General features: G+C 71.9%; 19 protein-coding genes. 11 read left to right on the top strand and 8 right to left on the bottom strand.

What is annotated here, in order from left to right; genetic code table 11:
• The first annotated feature begins 121 nt into the window (after nt 1–121).
• Genes folP through NZH93_RS23180 form a run of 3 tightly spaced genes read left to right on the top strand, consistent with a single transcriptional unit; the run spans nt 122 to nt 2241 of the window.
• Nucleotides 122–937, top strand: coding sequence for a dihydropteroate synthase (folP, locus tag NZH93_RS23190; RefSeq protein WP_276024007.1), 816 nt, complete (start codon nt 122–124; stop codon nt 935–937).
• A 30-nt stretch (nt 938–967) separates the two neighbouring features.
• Nucleotides 968–1501: a GntR family transcriptional regulator gene (locus NZH93_RS23185; RefSeq protein WP_259625279.1), complete on the top strand. Its 534-nt coding sequence runs from the start codon at nt 968–970 to the stop codon at nt 1499–1501.
• Nucleotides 1502–1503: 2 nt separating this feature from the next.
• Nucleotides 1504–2241, top strand: coding sequence for a GntR family transcriptional regulator (locus NZH93_RS23180; protein WP_259625278.1), 738 nt, complete (start codon nt 1504–1506; stop codon nt 2239–2241).
• Here the strand turns inward: NZH93_RS23180 and NZH93_RS23175 are convergent.
• Genes NZH93_RS23175 through NZH93_RS23160 form a run of 4 tightly spaced genes read right to left on the bottom strand, consistent with a single transcriptional unit; the run spans nt 2181 to nt 7101 of the window.
• On the bottom strand, nt 2181–3626 hold the full coding sequence (locus tag NZH93_RS23175; RefSeq protein ID WP_259625277.1) for an amino acid ABC transporter ATP-binding/permease protein: 1446 nt from the start codon (nt 3624–3626) through the stop codon (nt 2181–2183). The two genes, NZH93_RS23180 and NZH93_RS23175, sit on opposite strands and share 61 nt — an antisense overlap.
• The gene (gene cydD, locus NZH93_RS23170) at nt 3623–5098 is read right to left on the bottom strand and encodes a thiol reductant ABC exporter subunit CydD (protein WP_259625276.1); all 1476 of its coding nucleotides are present in this window, start codon (nt 5096–5098) and stop codon (nt 3623–3625) included. Before cydD ends, NZH93_RS23175 begins: the two co-directional genes overlap by 4 nt.
• Entirely contained in the window at nt 5091–5927 is an 837-nt protein-coding gene (locus tag NZH93_RS23165) for a cytochrome d ubiquinol oxidase subunit II (protein WP_259625275.1), read from the bottom strand. The genes cydD and NZH93_RS23165 overlap by 8 nt, the downstream gene beginning before the upstream one ends.
• A 13-nt stretch (nt 5928–5940) precedes the next feature.
• The gene (locus NZH93_RS23160) at nt 5941–7101 is read right to left on the bottom strand and encodes a cytochrome ubiquinol oxidase subunit I (RefSeq protein ID WP_259625274.1); all 1161 of its coding nucleotides are present in this window, start codon (nt 7099–7101) and stop codon (nt 5941–5943) included.
• Between the two features lie 88 nt (nt 7102–7189).
• Between NZH93_RS23160 and NZH93_RS23155 the strand changes: the two genes are divergently transcribed.
• From NZH93_RS23155 to NZH93_RS23135, 5 genes are read left to right on the top strand one after another with little or no spacing between them, the layout of a single operon-like run.
• Nucleotides 7190–7528, top strand: a complete 339-nt coding sequence (locus NZH93_RS23155) for a PadR family transcriptional regulator (protein ID WP_259625273.1) — start codon at nt 7190–7192, stop codon at nt 7526–7528.
• Nucleotides 7510–8190: a permease prefix domain 1-containing protein gene (locus tag NZH93_RS23150; RefSeq protein ID WP_259625272.1), complete on the top strand. Its 681-nt coding sequence runs from the start codon at nt 7510–7512 to the stop codon at nt 8188–8190. Before NZH93_RS23155 ends, NZH93_RS23150 begins: the two co-directional genes overlap by 19 nt.
• A 28-nt stretch (nt 8191–8218) precedes the next feature.
• Nucleotides 8219–8578 (top strand): DivIVA domain-containing protein, encoded by a 360-nt coding sequence (locus tag NZH93_RS23145; RefSeq protein ID WP_259625271.1) that lies wholly within the window; start codon nt 8219–8221, stop codon nt 8576–8578.
• Entirely contained in the window at nt 8575–9021 is a 447-nt protein-coding gene (locus NZH93_RS23140) for an SRPBCC family protein (RefSeq protein WP_259625270.1), read from the top strand. The genes NZH93_RS23145 and NZH93_RS23140 overlap by 4 nt, the downstream gene beginning before the upstream one ends.
• The gene (locus NZH93_RS23135) at nt 9018–9599 is read left to right on the top strand and encodes a DNA-3-methyladenine glycosylase I (RefSeq protein WP_259625269.1); all 582 of its coding nucleotides are present in this window, start codon (nt 9018–9020) and stop codon (nt 9597–9599) included. Before NZH93_RS23140 ends, NZH93_RS23135 begins: the two co-directional genes overlap by 4 nt.
• Here NZH93_RS23135 and NZH93_RS23130 read toward each other — a convergent pair.
• Together NZH93_RS23130 and NZH93_RS23125 are read right to left on the bottom strand one after the other, a co-directional pair.
• Nucleotides 9586–10371, bottom strand: coding sequence for an enoyl-CoA hydratase-related protein (locus NZH93_RS23130; RefSeq protein ID WP_259625268.1), 786 nt, complete (start codon nt 10369–10371; stop codon nt 9586–9588). The genes NZH93_RS23135 and NZH93_RS23130 overlap by 14 nt on opposite strands.
• Nucleotides 10372–10398: 27 nt before the next feature.
• A complete protein-coding gene (locus NZH93_RS23125; RefSeq protein WP_259625267.1) occupies nt 10399–11199 on the bottom strand; it encodes a PaaX family transcriptional regulator in 801 nt (266 codons plus the stop codon).
• Between the two features lie 315 nt (nt 11200–11514).
• On the opposite strand from NZH93_RS23125, the gene NZH93_RS23120 reads away from it, so the two are divergent.
• Both NZH93_RS23120 and NZH93_RS23115 read left to right on the top strand, forming a co-directional pair.
• Entirely contained in the window at nt 11515–11682 is a 168-nt protein-coding gene (locus NZH93_RS23120; RefSeq protein WP_106185758.1) for a DUF3117 domain-containing protein, read from the top strand.
• Nucleotides 11683–11780: 98 nt separating this feature from the next.
• Complete coding sequence (locus tag NZH93_RS23115; protein ID WP_259625266.1) at nt 11781–13163, top strand: leucyl aminopeptidase family protein; 1383 nt, start codon at nt 11781–11783, stop codon at nt 13161–13163.
• Nucleotides 13164–13387: 224 nt separating this feature from the next.
• On the opposite strand, the gene NZH93_RS23110 is transcribed toward NZH93_RS23115, so the two are convergent.
• Entirely contained in the window at nt 13388–14305 is a 918-nt protein-coding gene (locus NZH93_RS23110; protein WP_259625265.1) for a LysR family transcriptional regulator, read from the bottom strand.
• A gap of 56 nt (nt 14306–14361) precedes the next feature.
• Here NZH93_RS23110 and NZH93_RS23105 point away from each other — a divergent pair, with 56 nt between their 5' ends.
• Entirely contained in the window at nt 14362–15651 is a 1290-nt protein-coding gene (locus NZH93_RS23105) for an MFS transporter (protein WP_259625264.1), read from the top strand.
• 1380 nt (nt 15652–17031) lie between these two features.
• Here NZH93_RS23105 and glgA read toward each other — a convergent pair.
• A complete protein-coding gene (gene glgA / locus NZH93_RS23100) occupies nt 17032–18189 on the bottom strand; it encodes a glycogen synthase (RefSeq protein WP_259625263.1) in 1158 nt (385 codons plus the stop codon).
• Nucleotides 18190–18280: the final 91 nt, after the last annotated feature.

Here is an 18280-nt window from a genome sequence, read left to right as displayed (position 1 = left end):
CCTACTGCCAAGTAGCAATAGCTGTGATCCAGTTCACTGTTAACCAGGCGTGGCACCATCGGGCCTTGTGAAGCCAGTGCGATTCGGTACACGCGAAACCCCGGACGACCGCGCGCTGGTCATGGCGATCGTCAACCGGACCAGGGATTCCTTCTACGACGGCGGCGCCACGTTCACCGACGACGCCGCGCTGGCGGCCGTGGACCGGGCGGTCGCGGACGGCGCGGACGTCATCGACATCGGCGGTGTCCGGGCGGGGTCGAAGGGCGAGGTCGTCGACGCCGCCGAGGAGGCGCGCCGCGTCGTCCCGTTCGTCGCCCAGGTCCGGTCGCGGTACCCCGACCTGGTGATCAGCGTCGACACCTGGCGCCACGAGGTGGGCCGCGAGGTGTGCCGCGCGGGCGCCGACCTGCTCAACGACACGTGGGCGGGCGCCGACCCCAAGCTCGCCGAGGTCGCGGCCGAGTTCGGCGTGGGCATCGTCTGCTCCCACACCGGCGGCCTCCCCCCGCGCACCGACCCCCACCGGCCCCGCTACACCGACGTGGTCGCGTCCGTCGTCGCCGAACTGGTCGAGCGCGCCGAGCGCGTGGTGGCCCTCGGTGTGCCGCGCGAAGGCGTGCTGATCGACCCGACGCACGACTTCGGCAAGAACACCTGGCACGGGCTGGAGTTGTTGCGGCGCTTGGACGAACTGGTCGGCACGGGGTGGCCGGTGCTGATGGCGCTGTCCAACAAGGACTTCATCGGCGAGACCCTCGGGGCGGACGTCGGCGACCGCGTCGACGGCACCCTCGCCGCCACCGCCGTGGCGGCGTGGACGGGCGCACGGGTGTTCCGCGCGCACGAGGTGCGGCAGACCAGGCGAACCGTGGAGATGGTCGCGTCGATCGCCGGAACCCGAACGCCTACGCGGGTTTTGCGCGCGTTGGCTTAGCGGGGGACGTTCGAGCTTGGGAGGACCACCATGACCAGCCAGGACCGGTGGGTCAGCAGGTCGACCGCGTACGTGACGCCGGGTGTGGGTGATGCTTGGGCGGCGGAAGCGGAGTCGCGCGGGGCGAAGGCCGGTCAGCGGTTGCGGGAGGTCGGTGAGGTCGAGCCGTCTCGGTTGGTCGCCGAAGCCCTCGCGGTGGCGGAGGGACAGCCGGTCGTGGTGCGGCGTCGGGTGATGTCCCTCGACGGCAGGCCGGTGGAGCTGACGGACTCCTACTACCCGGTCTCCATCGCGCGGGGTACGCGGCTGGCGGAGGCGCGCAAGATCCCCGGTGGCGCGATCACGTTGCTCGCCGAACTCGGGCACGCGCCCGCGCACGTCCGGGAAGAGGTTTCCGCCCGGCCCGCCACGGCGGAGGAACGGGAGTTGCTGGACCTGGGCCAGGACGACTGGGTGATGGTCCTCTTCAGACTCGTGTCGACGGCCGACGGGACCCCGGTCGAAGCCAGCGCGATGACGATGATCGCCCGCGGCACCCGCCTCGGCTACGAAAGGGATCTGTGACCATGAGCGCCAGGTCGGACGGTCGTCCGCGGCACCAGCAGATCGCTGCTCACCTGAGGTCGCTGATCATGTCGGGCGACCTCGCTGCCGGAGCCCAGCTCCCGTCGACCCAGCAGCTCGTCGACCGGTACGGTGCGGCGAACGCGACCGTCCAGCGCGCGTTGGGCGCGCTCAAGGACGAAGGTTTCCTGCGCAGCCGGGCGGGAAAGGGCGTCTACGTCCGCGAGCGGCCACCCCTGACCATCGACGCGCAGCCCTACCTGGCCCCGGCGGACAACGCCTACTCCTACCGGTTGTTGGAGGTGGCCGAGGTGCGTCCACCCGCCGACGTCGCGCGGGTCCTCGAACTCCCCGAGGACGGGACGGTGGTCCTCCGGCACCGCGTGCTCTCGCACGACGGCGAACCGGTCGAGCTGTCGTGGTCCTACTACCCGGTGGACATCGCCGCCGGAACCGAGTTGGCCGGTCGGGCGAGGATTCGCGGTGGTGCGCCACGGGTTCTCGCCGACCTCGGTTTTCCGCAGCGCGGCTGCACCGATCGCCTGTCCGCGCGGATGCCGACCACCGAGGAGGTGGAGGCGCTCGACCTGCCGGACGACGTGCCGGTGATCTGCCAGTTCCGGGTGGTCCACTCGGACGGTCTTCGCCCGGTCGAGGTGTCGGTGTTGGTCAAAGGTGGTCATCGGTACGAGTTGCGGTACTCGGACTTCGAGGTCTCGTCCTTCCAGCGGTCGCGGTAGTAGCCCGGTGTCGTGACGAGGGTCGCGTGCGTGCCGCGTTGGGTGATCACGCCGTTGTCCAGCACGAGGATCTCGTCGAAGTGCTCGTGCGCCAACGGGGTCAGGCGGTGGGTGATCAGGACGACCGTGCTGGGTGCGGTGGACAGGACGCGGTGCAGGACCTGGTCGGCCTGGGTTGGGGGTAGGCCTTCCACGGGTTCGTCCAGCAGCAGGACCGGGGGTGTGGAGAGGACGGCTCTGGTCAGGATCAGGCGTTGGCGTTGGCCGCCGGAGAGGGCGGTGCCGTGTTCGCCTACCACCAGGTCCCACGGGAGGTCCAGGTCGGTGGTGTGGGCGGCGAAGTCCAGTTCTTCCTGGGTGGCGTCGGGTTTGGCCAGCAGGACGTTGGCTCGCACGGTGGTGTGGAAGACGTGGGCGTCGGCCAGGGCGCCGCGGGCGTCGGGTACCGCGAAGCGGGACAGGAGGGTGGTCTTGCCGGCGCCGCTGGGGCCGACCACGGCGAGCCTGGTGCCCGGTGGGAGGTCCTCGGTCAGGGCCGGGACCGGGCGGCGGGCGGTGAGGAGTTCGCGGACCCTGGTCAGGGAGCCGCGGGTCTCGGCCCAGCGTTGGGCGGCGGTGGTGAGGGGGAGGAACACCTCCAGGACCGCCACCGCGCCCAGGACCACGGGGGCGGGCGCGCCGGTCGACAGGAGTGCCAGCGCGGTGCCGAACTGGATCAGCACGGCGACGGCCGTCAGCGCTCCGGTGCGGGTCGTGGCGCGGTGCTCGCGGGTCGCGATGTCGGTGATCACCCGGCCGGACCTGGCGAGTTCGTCGTCCAGGACGCCGAACGCGGTCAGTTCGGCGGCTCCGTGCACCAGCGCCACCGTGCGTTCCGCGAGACGCGAGCGCAACGGCGCCAGTGCGCGGAGATGGCTGTCGGCCAACGAGAAAGCGGCCAACGGCAGCACAACGCCCAGCAGCAGCACCGGAAGCACGAGCGCGGGCACGACCAGGACCGCGACCGCGCCGACCAGACCCGCCGCGCACGCCGGGAGCAGGCAGCGCAGCACCACGTCCTGCACGGCGTCCACATCGGACACCAGGCGGGTGACCAGGTCGCCGCCGCGCCGCTGAACGGGTTGGCGCAGCAGCGATTCGTACACCCGGCCGCGCAGGTCGGCGAGGTGGCGCAGCACGGCGTCGTGGCCCGCCAGCCGTTCCGCGTACCGGAGTGCGCCACGGGACAGCGCCAGCGCGCGGACGGCCACGACCGCCACGGTGAGCGCGGCCATCGGCGGCTGGTCGGCCGCGCGGACGACCAGCCACACCGCGGTGGCCGTCAGGGCCACACCGGACAGTTCGGCCAGGGTGGCGGCGAAAGCGGCCAGTGCCAAGCGCTTCACCGGACCTCCACCACGCGGTCGACCTCGTCGAGCAGGGCGGGCCGGTGGGCCACCAGCACGGTGGTCCGGCCGCGGGACAACGTGCGGGTCACCCGCAGCACGGTCGCCTCGGTGCCGCTGTCCAGCCGGGCGGTCGGTTCGTCGAGCAGCAGCAACCGGGCGTCGGGGCGGACGAGCGCGCGGGCGACGGCGACCCGCTGGCGTTCACCGGAGGACAGGGCGTGCCGGGCGTCCACCAGCGCGCCCAGGCCGACGGCGTGCGCCGCGGCGACGGCGCCGGGACCGCCGACGGCGATGTTGTCGGCCACCGTCCCCTCGAACACGGTCGGCGTCTGCGGCACCCACGCGACCCGACGCAGCCACGCCACCCGGTCGATCTCCCGCAGGTCGACGCCGCCCACCAGCACCCGGCCCGACGTGGGCGTGATCTCGCCCAGCAGCAACGAGAGGAGAGTGGTCTTGCCCGCACCGCTCGGACCGACCAGCGCGATCCGCTCACCCGGCGCGATCCGCAGGCTGAAGCCCCGCAACGACCGGACGCCCACGTCCTCCAGCACGATCTCCGCGCGGCTCAGGTCCGGCGGGCGGCGGTTGGCCGTGGCGGGCGGTGGGGCGGTGGCGGCGACCTGCTCCAGCACGGCCAGGCCTTCCGCCGCGGCGTGGAACTGGGCCCCGGCCGCGCGCAGCGGCAGGTACGCCTCGGGGGCGAGCAGCAGCACCAGGAGCGCGACCTCCAGGGTCACGCCGCCGCTGAGCAGCCGCAGCCCGACCGGCACGGCGACCAGCGCGACGGACAGCGTGGCCACGAGTTCCAGCACCAGCGCGGAGAGGAACGCGACCCGCAGCGTCCGCATGGTCGAGTCGGCGTGCGCGGTCGCCATCGCCCGCACGGTCACCGCCTGCGCGCTCGCGCGGCCGAACAGCCGCAACGTGCTCAGCCCCGCCACGACGTCGAGGAAGTGTCCGCCCACCGCGGACAGCTCCGCCCACTGCCGCTCGGTGCTGTCCCTGGTGTGCGCGCCGACCAGCGCGGCGAACACCGGCACCAGCGGCAGCGTCACCAGGATGGTCACGGCGGCGGTGAGGTCGGCGAACGCCAGCCGCAGCAGCACCGCGAGCGGCACGACCGCCGCGACCGCGAGCTGCGGCAGGTACCCGGCCAGGTAGGGCTCGATCGCGTCCAGGCCCCTGGTCACGAGGGTGCTGACCTCACCCGCCCGGTCGCCGCGCCGGGTCGCCGCGTCGGCCAGGACCTGCTTGCGCAGCTCGGCCTTCACGGTCGTCGCGGTGCGTTGGGCGTACACCCGCCGCGCGCCGACGAGCACCGCTCGCACCACCACGACTGCGGCCAGCGGACCGATCCCGTCGCCGCCGCTGAGCACGCGCGCCAGCAGGTCGGCTTGGGCCAGCACGAGCACGGCGGTCGCGACCGCGAACACCCCCAGCAGGGTCGCGTAGCGGCGGTCACGCACGGTGCATCCACCAGGTCGCCCACTGGAACAGCAGCACCAGCGGCAGCACCACGAGCGCGACCGGGGTCAGCACGGTCAACGTGGCGGTGTGCGCCATGGTCTCGACGTGCACGACGTCCGCCGCGGCGAACACGACCGGCACCGGCAGCGCGCACGCGAGCGCCGTGCAGGCGAACGCGGTCCGCCCGGACGCGAGCCGCGAGCCGAGCAGCAGCACCACGACCGCGACCGCGCCGACGACCGCGAGTTCGGGGTGCCGCGCTGATCCGGACAGCAGGACCACGGCGGGCACGAACGCCGCGCACGGCAGCACCAGCGACCGGGCCAGGGCTCCGGCCCGTTCGCCGGACCGGCCGGGCAGCCGCCACGCCAGGAAGGTGCCGCCGTGCACGGCGAACAGCGCCACCACGCCCGCACCCCACAGCGGCGCGGGGGCACCGGTCAGGTCGGCCGCCAGCCAGCCCCAGCCGACCGCGACCGCCAGCGCGCCCGCGATGAGCGGGACGTCCCAGGCACGGGAGTTCCCCCGCAGTTGGACGGACGCGGTGAACACCACCAGCCCGGTGACGATCGCGGTGAAGACCCCGTGGTGGCCGGACAGCAGTTCCCCTTCCAGTCGGGGGAAGGCGCCGAACAGGACGCCGACGGCGGCGACCAGCCACACCTCGTTGCCCAGCGCGAACGGCGTCATCGCGCCGAGCACGCGGGTCCGCTCCGGTTCGTCGCGGCCGACGAACCGGAACAGCAGCGCGGTGCCGTAGTCGAAGCCCGCCAACGCGAAGTAGCCCGCGGTGAGGGATCCGAGCAGGACGATCCAGAGCGCTTCCACGGTCGTTCCCCTTTCACAGGACCAGCGCGGACACGGGCCGCGGGACCGGCGTGACCTCGGGGCCGCGCCGGGCGATGCGGGAGATCAGCACCCAGTCGGTGATGGCGAGCGCGGTGAAGACGCCGGTGAAGGCGATGAAGGACGTGAGGACGGCCGTCGCGCTGACCGGGGACAGGGCGTCCTCCGTGCGCAGCAGGCCGTGGACGAGCCAGGGCTGCCTGCCGACCTCGCGCACCACCCAGCCGCCGATGGCGGCGACGAAGGGCAGCGGGATCCCCAGCACCATGAGGTACAGCGGGAAGCGCAGGCGGATCACCAGGTCGCGGGCGAGCAGCGGCACCGCGGTCCAGCTCGCCAGCACCAGCGCCACGCCGATCAGCATCATCACCGACAGCGGGATCCCCAGGCCGGGCCTGCCCGCGAACTTGTCCGGCTGGAGCTCGTTGATCACCGGGAACTGGGCGATGCCCGCGCCGACGAGGAACGGCGCGGAGATCGCCGTGGTCACGACGCCGAGTCGCAGCGACCGGCGGAAGAAGTCGACCTCCGCCGTGCGCCGGATGAAGTGGTACGCGCTGACGCCGACCACGAACACCCCGCCGACGGTCAGCGCGGCCCCGACGACGTGCAGGAACGCGGCGGTGAACGTCGGGTTCACCAGCAGCGCGCCGAAGTCGACGAGCCGCAGCACCCCACCTTGCTCCTCGTGGCCGACCGGGTGCTGGAGGAACCCGTTGGCGACCATGATCCAGAACGCCGAGGCGTACGCGGTGGCCGTCACGAGCCAGATCAGCGCGAGGTGCGCCCACCGGTTCAGCCGTCCCCAGCCGAAGATCCACAGGCCGAGGAACGTCGACTCCAGGAAGAACGCCACCAGGGTCTCGATCGCCAGCGGCGCGCCGAACACGTCGCCCGCGTAGGTGGAGAGCCCGGACCAGTTCAGCCCGAACTGGAACTCCATGACGATCCCGGTCGCGATGCCGAGTGCGTAGTTGACGACGTAGATCCGGCCCCAGAACCGGGCCATCCGCTCCAGCACCGGTCGTCCGGTCAGCGCGAACCCGGTCTGCACGACGGCGACGAGGGTCACCAGCCCGAGCGTCAGCAGCACGAAGAGGAAGTGGAACGAGGTGGTGGTGGCGAACTGCGCCCGCGCCAGGTCGAGGGGGTCCATGGGTGGCCACGCTATATGTAGTCTGTCTACCTAACATCGGGGACTTCCCCGATGTCGTCCCTGGAACGGACCCGTAGACTCGCTACTCATGAAGTCCGACGCGCTGCGCGGCCACCTGGACGCACTGCTGCTGGCCACCTTGGACGACGGCGAGCTGCACGGGTACGCGATCATCGAGGCGCTCCAGCGGCGCAGCGGAGGCGCGCTCGACCTGCCGACCGGCACCGTCTACCCGGCGCTGCGCAGGCTGGAACGGGCCGGGCACGTCGCCAGCGAGTGGAGCACCGTCGCGGGCCGCAAGCGCCGCACGTACCGGCTCACCGGCGCCGGCCGACGGGCCCTGTCGGACGAACGCGCCGCCTGGCGCGAGTTCACCACCGCCATCGAAGGCGTCCTCGGAGGTGGCCCGTGGCCGGAGCAGGCGTGATCGACGAGTACGTCGGCGACCTGGCCCGGCGGCTGCGCGGCCCGGCCCACGTCAAGGCCGACCTCCTCGCCGAAGCCCGCGACAGCCTCGACGACGCGGCGGACTCCTACCGCGACACCGGGCTGTCCACGGAGGACGCCGAGCGCCGCGCGGTCGGGGAGTTCGGCCCGCTCGCCGTCGTCGCGCCCGGCTACCAGGCCGAACTGGCCGCCGCGCACGCCGCGACGATGCTGCGGACCGTGATGCTGCTGATCCCGCTGACGTACGTGCTGTGGGAGCTGAACCGGATGTTCTGGATCGGCCCCTGGACCGCGTTCGACCAGGGACCCACGCCGAGCTGGTACGTGTTCGTCTCCCAGGGCAACGGCTACGTCCCGTGGATCATCACCGGGATCGCGGGCGCCTCGCTGGCCGCCGGGCGGCTGCTGTCCCGGCGCGGCGTCAGCGGAAGCACTCTCAGCAGGCTCGGGGGACTGGTCGCCGCGGGCTGCGTCGGGCTCGGGATCGCGTTCAACCTGTCGGTCGTCATCGGCACCGCGGCACTGGACGCGCCGCGGCTGCTGATGCCCGCGCCGGTGCTGCTGGCCGGGGTCTGGTTCTACGTCGTCTTCATCCGCGTCGGGGTGCTGGCGAGGCGCTGTCTGGTGCTGTCCGCAGTCTGATCGCCCGCGATGTGCCACGATCGTCGTCGTGACCACCGCGCTCATCTACCTCGTCGTCATGGTTCTCGTGGCTGCCGTGGTGTTCCTGTTGTCCGCGCTCGTGTTCGGCCGCGGCGAGGAGTTGGCTCCCCTGCCGCCCGGCGCGTCGCCGACCAGGCTCCCACCCGAGGACGTGACCTCGAACGACGTCCGCAGCCTGCGCTTCCAACAGGTGGTGCGCGGCTACAAGATGACCGAGGTCGACTGGGTGCTCGAACGGCTCGCGACCGAGGTCGACGAGCTGCGCGCCCGGATCGCCGAGCTGGAGAACGGCGGCCCCCTGCCCGAACTCGAACCGGAGCCCGAGCACGTCCCGCAGCACGCCGCCGAGAACGGGCGGTCCACGTGACGGAGGTCGAACTCCGGGTCCCGGTGGCCGCGCCCGTCGAGACGACGTGGGCCGCGATGACGGACTGGGCCCGGCAGGGCGAGTGGATCCTCGGCACGTCGGTGCGGGTGACCTCGGGCGACGGCAGGGGCGTCGGCTCCACGCTGGCCGCGTTCACCGGGGTCGGGCCGCTGGGCTTCACCGACACCATGCGGATCACCGAGTGGGAGCCGCCGACGCGCTGCGTCGTCCTGCACACCGGCAAGGTCGTCCGCGGCACCGGCGAGTTCATCGTCAACCCGGTCACCGACCGGTCGTCGGAGTTCGTCTGGGTCGAACACCTCGACCTGCCGCTCGGCGCCGTCGGCAGGCTCGGCTGGCCGCTGGCGCGCCCCGCGTTCACCTGGGGCGTGCGGCGGTCGCTGGCGAAGTTCGCCCGGTTCGCGGAGGGGTACGGTCGGTGATCGTCCGCTGCGCCTGGGGCGACAGCACCCCGGACTACGCCGAGTACCACGACACCGAGTGGGGCGTGGAGCTGCACGGCGAGACCGAGCTGTTCGAACGGCTGTGCCTGGAGGCCTTCCAGTCCGGCCTGTCGTGGATCACGATCCTGCGCAAGCGCGAGTCGTTCCGCCGCGCGTTCGGGGGCTTCGACCCGGCCACCGTCGCGGCCTACGACGACGCCGACGTCGAGCGGCTGATGGCCGACGCGTCCATCGTGCGCAACCGGGCCAAGATCAACGCCTGCGTGCGCAACGCGGGTGTCCTCGCGGACCTGGACGTGCCGTTCGACGACCTCCTGTGGTCGTTCGCGCCGTCGAAGGAGGGGCGCGTGCGGCCCGCGACGATGGCCGACGTGCCCGCCGTGACGCCCGAGTCCAAGGCCCTCGCCAAGGAGCTCAAGCGCCGCGGCTTCGTCTTCTTCGGCCCGACCACGGCGTACGCGCTGATGCAGGCCACCGGCATGGTCGACGACCACGTCGCGACCTGCTTCCGGGCGGTCGCCGCCGACCGGCGCAGGCGGCCCGCTACTTCCCGGTGAACTTCGGCGTGCGCTTCGCCACGAACGCGGCCACGGCCTCGCGGTGGTCGTCGGTGGCGCCCGCCAGCGCCTGGGTGCTGGCCTCGATCTCCAGCGCGTCGTTCAGCGTCCCGCCGGACCCGACGGCCAACGCCTTCTTGATCATCGCGTAGGCCGTCGTCGGGCCTGCCGCGAGCCGCCTGGCCAGCGCCTGCGCGGTGCTCAGCGCCTCGCCGTCCGGCACGACCTGGCCGACCATCCCGATCCGCAGCGCGTCCTGCGCGTCCACCGGCTGCGCGAGCAGCATCATCTCCATCGCCCTGCCGTGCCCGATCAGCCTCGGCAGCGTCCACGCCGCGCCCGAGTCCGACGTGAGGCCGACGTTCGCGAACGCCATCAGGAACTTCGCCGACGCCGACGCGACCCGCAGGTCGCACGCGTACGCGATCGACGCGCCCGCGCCCGCCGCCGTGCCGTTGACCGCGGCGATCACCGGCTTCGGCATCCCGATGATGGCCTTGATCAGCGGGTTGTAGTGCAGCTCCACGGTGTTCAGCGGCGCCGGGTCACCGGCCTCCAGCAGCGCGATGTGCTCCTTGAGGTCCTGGCCCGCGCAGAACGCCCGACCCGCACCGGTGATGACCACGGCGCGCACCGACTCGTCCTTCGCCGTCTCCAGGACGGCCTCCAGGAACGCCTCCTTCAACGACACCGAGAACGAGTTGAACGCCTCCGGGCGGTTCAGCGTGAACGTGCGCACACCGTCGGCGTCGTCGACGAGGAGTTCGGACACGGCGGGGACCTCCAGTTCGGTGACTACCTAAGCAGTGGACTCGTTCCGCGCCGACTTGTCCAGGCAGTCGTCCACGAACCGCTCCACGGCGGGCGCCAGCCGGGCCGTGTGCCGGTCGAAGAACTCGGCCGCGCCGGTGCCCGGCCAGTCGGCGGGCAGCAGTTCCAGGGGCAGGCCCGGATCCCGGAACAGGAACTTCCGCCACGCGTGCAGCAGCCGCTGCGACGCGGCGAACGACACGGGAGGGGCCGAACCGTCCACACCGGACATCACCGGCGACCACTCCGCGACGAACGCCGCGTAGTCCCGACCGAGCGCGGCGAGGTCCCACGCCCGCGCGGCCAGACCGCCGTCGTCACCCTCGTGTCCGCCGTGGAACGTGCTCGCCGCCACACCCTCGGCCGCCAGCACGTCCGCCAGCTCGGGGGAGGGGCGGGGTGCGATCCACGTCACGGGGCCCAACGCGCCGTAGCCGAGCAGTTGCAGCGAGGAGGCCAGCCGTTCGCGCGATTCGCGGCCGGGGAGTTCCTCCAGCACCAGCACGTGCCACCGACCGTCCCAGGTGGACGGCCGGGTGCGGTAGATCCTCGCGGCCGCTTCGTCAAGCCGCCGTTCGGCCCTGGGGGTCATGGCGTAGCCGGGGCCATCTGCCAGCCGGACCGGGTGCAGCCATCCCTGTCGGACGGTGCGGGACACCGCCGTGCGCACGGCGGGCGCGGCGAAGTCCAGCGGTTCCATCAACCTCACCAGGGCGGCGATGGTCGCGGCGCCACCGCGTTCACGCAGGTGGCCGCCGTACACGTCGAACAACGCGGATCTGGCTCGCACGACGGTCGAGTCTGGCAGGCCCGGCCCCGCGCGACCAGGGCGGGCCGTCGGGCCGGGACGCGCCGGAACAGGTGACCCGCGCACGGGGGATGGATCACGAACCGGTGACGGTGATCGTCTTCGCGGAATCCCTTTGCAGTACGGCGATCCAGCCCCTGAACAGGGACAAGTCAAGATCGACAAATGGCTTCGGGAACCGCCGAAAGATCGGTTCGGTTTCGCGGCTGAGTCCGGATAGGGGAGAATGGACGCGGATCCGGCCGGGTTTCGCGAACCAGGTCGGACGGGGAAGGGTTTTGACGGAGGGAGCACGCTATGGCGGCCATGAAGCCCCGGACCGGCGACGGTCCCCTTGAGGTCACCAAGGAGGGGCGCGGCATCGTGATGCGCGTTCCGCTTGAGGGTGGTGGGCGCCTCGTCGTCGAGATGTCGGCGGAGGAGGCCAGCGCCCTGGGCGATGCCTTGAAGGCGGCCGTTGGCTGATCCCAGCCTCCAGAAGCCTCGAAGCCCCGGTTTCCACTGTGGAACCGGGGCCTCACTTCGTTGTGATACCGCATACACAGTTGACTGAGGAGAACGCCGTGCGCACCCCCTTGCCCACCGCCCTAGTGGAGGTCGAGGTCGCTGACGCGCCACGACGTGGCGTGCCGAGCGTCGTGCTCACCACGGCGGAGGTCGGCAAGACCGACCGGGACGGTGACGGCTGGGTGCTCGGCGTCGGCGAGGGCGAGCCGGGCACGTGGCGCGCCGCGGCCGCGACCCTCGTGCGCGAACTGGCCGAGGCCGACGCCGCCGACTCCTACGACGTCCTCCTGCCCGCCGACACCGAGGCGGAACGGGTCCGCGCGTTCGTGCTCGGCGCGACCCTCGGCGGCTACCGCTTCAAGGTCACCGCCGAGGCCCCGCCGCCCAGGATCAAGTCGCTCCGCCTGGTCGTCCAGGACCCCGGCTACGCCGACGTGCTCGCGGCCGAAGCCGCCCACGCCTACGACCTGGCCCTCGCCACGGCCTTCAGCCGCGACCTGGCGAACACGCCGTCCAACACCAAGGACCCCCAGTGGCTCGCGAGCACCGCGGCCAAGCAGGCCAAGAAGCTCCCCGGCCTCAAGGCGGCGGTCCACGACGAGAAGTGGCTGACCGCCCACGGCTTCGGCGGCGTGCTGGCCGTCGGCGGCGGCTCGGTCCGCCCGCCGAGGCTCCTGGAGATGTCCTGGCAGCCCCCGACGGCCACCGGCGGCACCCCGCACGTCGTGCTGGTGGGCAAGGGCATCACGTTCGACACCGGCGGCATCTCCATCAAGCCCGCGGACGGCATGCACCTGATGCGCACGGACATGTCCGGCGGCGCCGCGGTCATCGCCGCCATGCTCACCATCGCCCGCAGGAACCTCCCGATCCACGTCACGGCCCTGGTCCCGTGCGCCGAGAACCACGTCTCCGGCTCCGCCTACCGCCCTGGCGACATCATCCGCCACCACGGCGGCACCACCACGGAAGTGACGAACACCGACGCCGAGGGCAGGATCGTCCTGGCAGACGCCCTCGCGTACGCCGTGAACACCCTCAACCCAGACCTCCTGGTGGACGTGGCAACCCTCACGGGAGCCATGAAGGTCACCCTGGGCCTCCGCACAGGCGGCCTCTTCGCAACAGACGACGACCTGGCAACCCGCATCACCACAGCAGGCCAACAGGTGCACGAAGCGTGGTGGCGCATGCCACTACTCGAAGAACACGCCGACGCCGTCAAGAGCGACATCGCAGACGTACGCCAATGCCCCCCAGGCCCAGGCGGCATCACCGCGGCCCTCTTCCTGCGCACCTTCACAGCAGGCCTCCCCTGGGCCCACCTGGACATCGCAGGCCCAGCCAGGTCGGAAACCAACTACAACGAGGTAGTCCCAGGCGGCACCGGCTTCGCAGCCCGAACCTTGGCCCAACTAGTGGAGAACTACACCCGCTAAGCCGAGGGCGCCACCCACCCACCAACCCGTCCCCACCCAGGCCGACTGACCCCAGAACCGGCTCTGACCTGGGCCTTCACCCAACCCAACCCCCCACCCACGCAACACGCCCCCCAAAAGCCGGCCGATTTTACTTGGGGTTTTGCCCCTTAAAATTGACGATCGGGCAGGTCTTCAGCCTGCCCTTTTAGCCCGATCAAAGGGGCAAAAGAGGGGTCCCCAAGTCAAATCGGCCCCCCGCTGGAACCCGCGCCAAGCCCGCCCTGACCAGACCCACCCAACGCATGCTCCCGAAACGCCACCACAGCCCCAGGCAACCCCACCCCACCCCTCCACACCAACGCGAAGGTCCGCGCAGCCCGAGGCGTGATCGACAACTCCACCACCCCCACCCCACCCTCCCCGTGGGTCAACAAAGCCACCCCCAACCCAGCCGCCACCAACCCCCTCAACGTCTCGATCTCTTGCCCCTCAAACATCACCCGAGGCGCGAACCCAGCCTCCGCACAAAGATCATCCGTGATCTGCCGCAACCCGTACCCGTGCTCCAGCACCACGAAGTCCTCATCCACCAACTCCGCCAACCCCACCTCCCCCCGCCCGGCCAACCGATGCCCGGTGGGCACCACCAGCACCAACTCCTGCTCGTGCAGCAACGCCACCTCGAACTCACCCACCGCCGGCGGCGGCGCCACCAGCGCCAGGTCGATCTCCCCCCGGCTGAGCAGGTCAAGCACCACCTGCCGTGAGTTCTGCACCAGCCGGAACCGCACCAGCGGGTGCGCGTCCCGGAACCCGCGCACCAGGCCGGGCACCAGCGACCGCCCCAGCATGTGCAGGAACCCCAGCACCACCTGCCCCCGCTCCGGGTCCACCTCCTCGGCGGCGGCCCGCCACCCGGCCTCCATCACCGCCATGGACCGCTCGGCCGCCTCGGCCAGCAGCCGTCCGGCTCGGGTCAGCCGGACCCCGCGCCCCACCTTCTCCACGATCGGCGCCCCCAACTCGTCGCCGATCGCCGCCAGCCACCGCGACACCGTCGGCTGCGGCAGCCCGACGACCTCGGCCACCCGCGTCACGTGCTCCTCCTGCGCCAACGCCCGCAGCACGGCCAACCGGGGAGCCAATCCCATCTCATCCATCACCGTATGAATAAAACCAAAAATCCGTATTGGACGCATGGGTTAACGTCGAGGACGTGACACGCAGAAGGCGAATCACGATCGCCGCGACCGCAGCGGGCCTGGGCTCCTTCGCTCTCCTCTACGCACCTCAACCGCTGCTCCCGCACCTGGCGGCCGAGTTCCACCTGACCCCCGGCAGCGCCTCGCTGGCCATCAGCGCCGCCACCGGCGCGCTGGCCGTCGTCGTCATCCCCATCGCGATGCTCTCCGAGCGGATCGGCCGCAGGCGGGTCATCGTGGCCGCCGTGGCCGCGGCGGCCGTGACCGCGCTGCTCCTCCCGTTCGCCCCGACCTTCCCCGCCCTGATCGCCCTGCGGATCCTCCAGGGCGTCGCCGTGGCGGGCGTCCCGGCCGTGGCCATGGCGTACCTGGCCGACGAGGTCGGACCGGCGGGCGTGGGAGCCGCCATCGGAGCCCTCATCGCGGGCAACAGCGCGGGCGGCATGATCGGCAGGCTGATCGCCGGGATCGGTGTCGACTGGCTGGACTGGCGGGGCGCGCTGGCGGCCGTCGGCGCGCTGGGCGCGCTCTGCGCGGCGGTCGTCGCGGCGACGCTGCCGCCGGACAGCAGGAAACCCACCCGCGCGCCCCGCGGCCTCAAGGCGGCGCTCCACGACCCCGTCCTGCTCTGCCTGTACGCCATCGCGACGCTCGCCGTGGGCGCCTTCATCTCCCTCTACAACGCGATCGGCTTCCGCCTGGCCGCGCCGCCGCTGGAACTCCCGGCCCGGTTGGCGGCCCTGGTCTTCCTCGCCTACGCCGCGGGTGGCGTCTGCTCCGCCGTCGCCGGACGCCTGGCCGACCGGCTGGGCCGGGGCCCGGTGGCGCTGGCCGCGTTGGGCGCCGCAGCGGTCGGCGCGCTGCTGACGCTGCCCGACTCGCTGATCTCCGTCGGCGTGGGACTGGGCCTGTTCACCGGCGGTTTCTTCGCCGCGCACTCGGTCGCGAGCGGCTGGGTCGGGGCGCGGGCGCCGTCCAACGCGAAGGGCCAGGCGTCCGGCGCGTACCTGTTCGCCTTCTACGTCGGCAGCAGCGCGGGCGGCACGGCGGGCAGCGCCGCGTTCGGCGCGTGGGGCTGGGGCGCGCTGGTCGCCGTCGTCACCGGCTGGCTCGCGCTGGCCGGGGTCGCCGTGCTGGTCGCTCAGAAGTCCAGCGGAACGGCCACCGGTCCGTCGACCGGCTTGATGGACGTCGAGCCCACGATCGGCAACCTCGCGCTGCCCTCGGTCAGTTCGAGGGTGACGGACTTGACGTCTGCGGGCACCTCGACGACCAAGGCGACCGGGAACATGCCTCCGTCGTAGCGGATGCCGACCTGGGGCGCCTCGGAGCCGTCCGGCAGCTTGACCTTGAACAGGTCCTTCGTCAGGTCGCCGCCGACCGCCTCGGGGAAGCCGTCGCCCTTGGCGCTGATCCGCAGCTCCAGCAGGGCCTTGTCCGGCGCGGACGCGGTGGCGACCTGGTAGTCGCCGTTGACCTTCACCGGGCGCTGGCGGCCGAGCCGCACGCCGAGCACCTTCAGCTCGCCCGCCTTGCCCTCGACCTCGATCTTCTGCTTGGCGTCGACGCCCTTCGCCGGGCTCGCGGCCCGGCGCAGCGAGCCGGGGATGTCGGTGACGGGCTTGCCGGTGGGCAGCTCCACCCGCTGTTCGAGCGACTTCGTGCCGATCGTGTTCAACGCCAGCGCCTCGCCCTGCGAGCCGGTCGCGGCGGTGTAGACCACGAACACGGTGTCGTTCTCCGGCAGCCGGTCGGCGGGGAGCTGCTGCCGCCTGCCCGGCAGTTCGAGCGCCAGTTCGGACGGCTGCGGCGTGTAGCCCTGCCACGGGAGCTGGTCGAACGCCGGATCGGTCGAGAGCAGCCGCTCGACCTTGAGCCGCAGCACCCGGAGCTGGAGGCCGGGACCGGGCTTGAGGACGGTCTTGCCGTCGGGGAAGCTGTCCGGCGTGCCCCAGCCGGTCGCGGTGGCGCTGAGCAGGTCGTCGCGCACCTTCAGGTCGTTCGCGGCGGTCAGGCCCAGTTCCTCGTTGGACTTGCCCTTGTCGTCGGGCAGCACGGCCAGGAAGTCCGGACCCGCCTCGGTGCTGGCGGCCTCCTCCTTGTTCGGGTCGGCCTCCTTGCCGTCCGACCGCACGAGCGAGCCGACCGGTGAGCTGCGCGTGCCCTGCTCGGGGATCTGCGGCGGCAGGACCTCGAACCGCGCCCCGCCGTCCTCCTGCTTGGTCTCCTTGAGCGGCACGGGCACCCAGTCCGCCGTGGCCCCGGTCCCCGGCACCTGCACCGGCCCGCACCAGAGCCTGCTGTCGACCTCGGTCTCGCCGTTGGTCCTGGCGAACCAGCAGTCGACCGGTTTGCTGCCGGTGCGGGCCACGAAGCCGAAGTTGAGCGTGAAGGTCAGCTCCTCCTCGGCCTGCGCCTGGAGGAGCTGACCGTCCAGCACCGTCTTGCCGCCGATGGTCAGCTTCTCCGGTTCCGGTGCGCTCTGCGCGGGCGGGGTGGCGCAGCCGGCCACGGCGACGGCCAAGGCCGTCAAGCCCAAGGAGACGCGTCCGAAACGCACAGCGGGTACCCCCGGTAGATGGGTGAAAGTGCTACTACCGGGTTTAAGGCGGTTACTGGCCGTCGACGTTGCACCTTTTTAACTGTGACTCATGTCACAGGTTTGATACCCGCTGGTGAGAGGTCTAACTGTGAACAGCGCCTCGGTAGACGTCGACCGTCTGCTCCGCGACGGTCGACCACGAGAACTCGTCCACGGCCCGCTGCCTGCCCGCCGCGCCGAACGCCGCGGCCTTCGCCGGGTCGGCCAGCACCTCGTTGATCGCGTCCGCCAGCTCGGCCCGGTACTTCGACGTGTCCGCCTCGTCGTAGTGCACGAGAAGGCCCGTCTTGCCGTGGTCGACGACCTCGGGGATGCCGCCGACGTCCGACGCGACGACCGCCGTGCCGCACGCCATGGCCTCCAGGTTCACGATCCCGAGCGGCTCGTACACCGAGGGGCACACGAACACCGCCGCGTGGCTGAGGATCTGCCGCACCTCGGCGGGCTGGAGCATTTGCTGGATCCAGAACACGCCCGACCGGACCGCCGCCAGCTCGGCGACCGCCAGCCGCGTCTCCTCGGCGATCTCGGGGGTGTCCGGCGCGCCCGCGCACAGCACGACCTGGGCGTCCGGTGAGATGTGGTGGGCCGCCGCGACCAGGTGGCCGACGCCCTTCTGCCGGGTGATCCGGCCGACGAACGCCACGATCGGCCGCTCCGGGTCGATCCCGTGGTGCACGAGCGCGTCCGTCTCGGTCACCGGGTGGTACGCCTCGGTGTCGATGCCGTTGCGCACGACGTGCACCCGCGCCGGGTCGAGGTCCGGGTAGCAGGCCAGCACGTCCAGCTTCATGCCCTCGCTGACCGCGATGATCGCGTCCGCGGCCTCGTACGCGGTCTTCTCCACCCACGACGAGACGCGGTAGCCGCCGCCCAACTGCTCGGCCTTCCACGGCCTGCGCGGCTCCAGCGAGTGCGCCGTCACGACGTGCGGCACGCCGTGCAGCAGCTTCGCCAGGTGCCCGGCCATGTTCGCGTACCAGGTGTGCGAGTGCACCAGCTCGGCGCCCGCCACCGCCGCGGCCATCTCCAGGTCGACCGACAGCGTCCGCAACGCCGCGTTCGCGTTGTCCAACCCCGGCGCGGTCTCGTGGGCCTGGGCGTCGGGCCGTGGACCGCCGAAGCAGTGCACGTCGACGTCGATCAGCTCGCGGAGGCGGGGAACCAGGAATCCGACGTGGACTCCGGCTCCGCCGTACACCTCCGGGGGGTACTCCCGTGTCAGCAGTCCTACTCGCACGGGCCTCACCGTAACCCCGGAAGTGGGGCAGCCGGGTGAACGAACCCGGAAAACGTGAGATCCGCCCTGCCGCACCGTTGGTGGCGCCGCT

Origin of the sequence: Umezawaea endophytica (genome assembly GCF_025061645.1) — a bacterium.
GTDB classification, from domain to species: Bacteria; Actinomycetota; Actinomycetes; order Mycobacteriales; family Pseudonocardiaceae; genus Umezawaea; species Umezawaea endophytica.
This window is presented reverse-complemented; position numbering and strand designations above follow the sequence as displayed.

What these genes read in the sequence shown, in the direction of transcription:
- folP (WP_276024007.1), top strand. Translation starts at nt 122, where the DNA reads ATGGCGATCGTCAACCGGACCAGGGATTCCTTCTACGACGGCGGCGCC.
- NZH93_RS23185 (WP_259625279.1), top strand. Translation starts at nt 968, where the DNA reads ATGACCAGCCAGGACCGGTGGGTCAGCAGGTCGACCGCGTACGTGACG.
- NZH93_RS23180 (WP_259625278.1), top strand. Translation starts at nt 1,504, where the DNA reads ATGAGCGCCAGGTCGGACGGTCGTCCGCGGCACCAGCAGATCGCTGCT.
- NZH93_RS23160 (WP_259625274.1), bottom strand. Translation starts at nt 7,101, where the DNA reads ATGGACCCCCTCGACCTGGCGCGGGCGCAGTTCGCCACCACCACCTCG.
- NZH93_RS23155 (WP_259625273.1), top strand. Translation starts at nt 7,190, where the DNA reads ATGAAGTCCGACGCGCTGCGCGGCCACCTGGACGCACTGCTGCTGGCC.
- NZH93_RS23120 (WP_106185758.1), top strand. Translation starts at nt 11,515, where the DNA reads ATGGCGGCCATGAAGCCCCGGACCGGCGACGGTCCCCTTGAGGTCACC.
- NZH93_RS23110 (WP_259625265.1), bottom strand. Translation starts at nt 14,305, where the DNA reads ATGGATGAGATGGGATTGGCTCCCCGGTTGGCCGTGCTGCGGGCGTTG.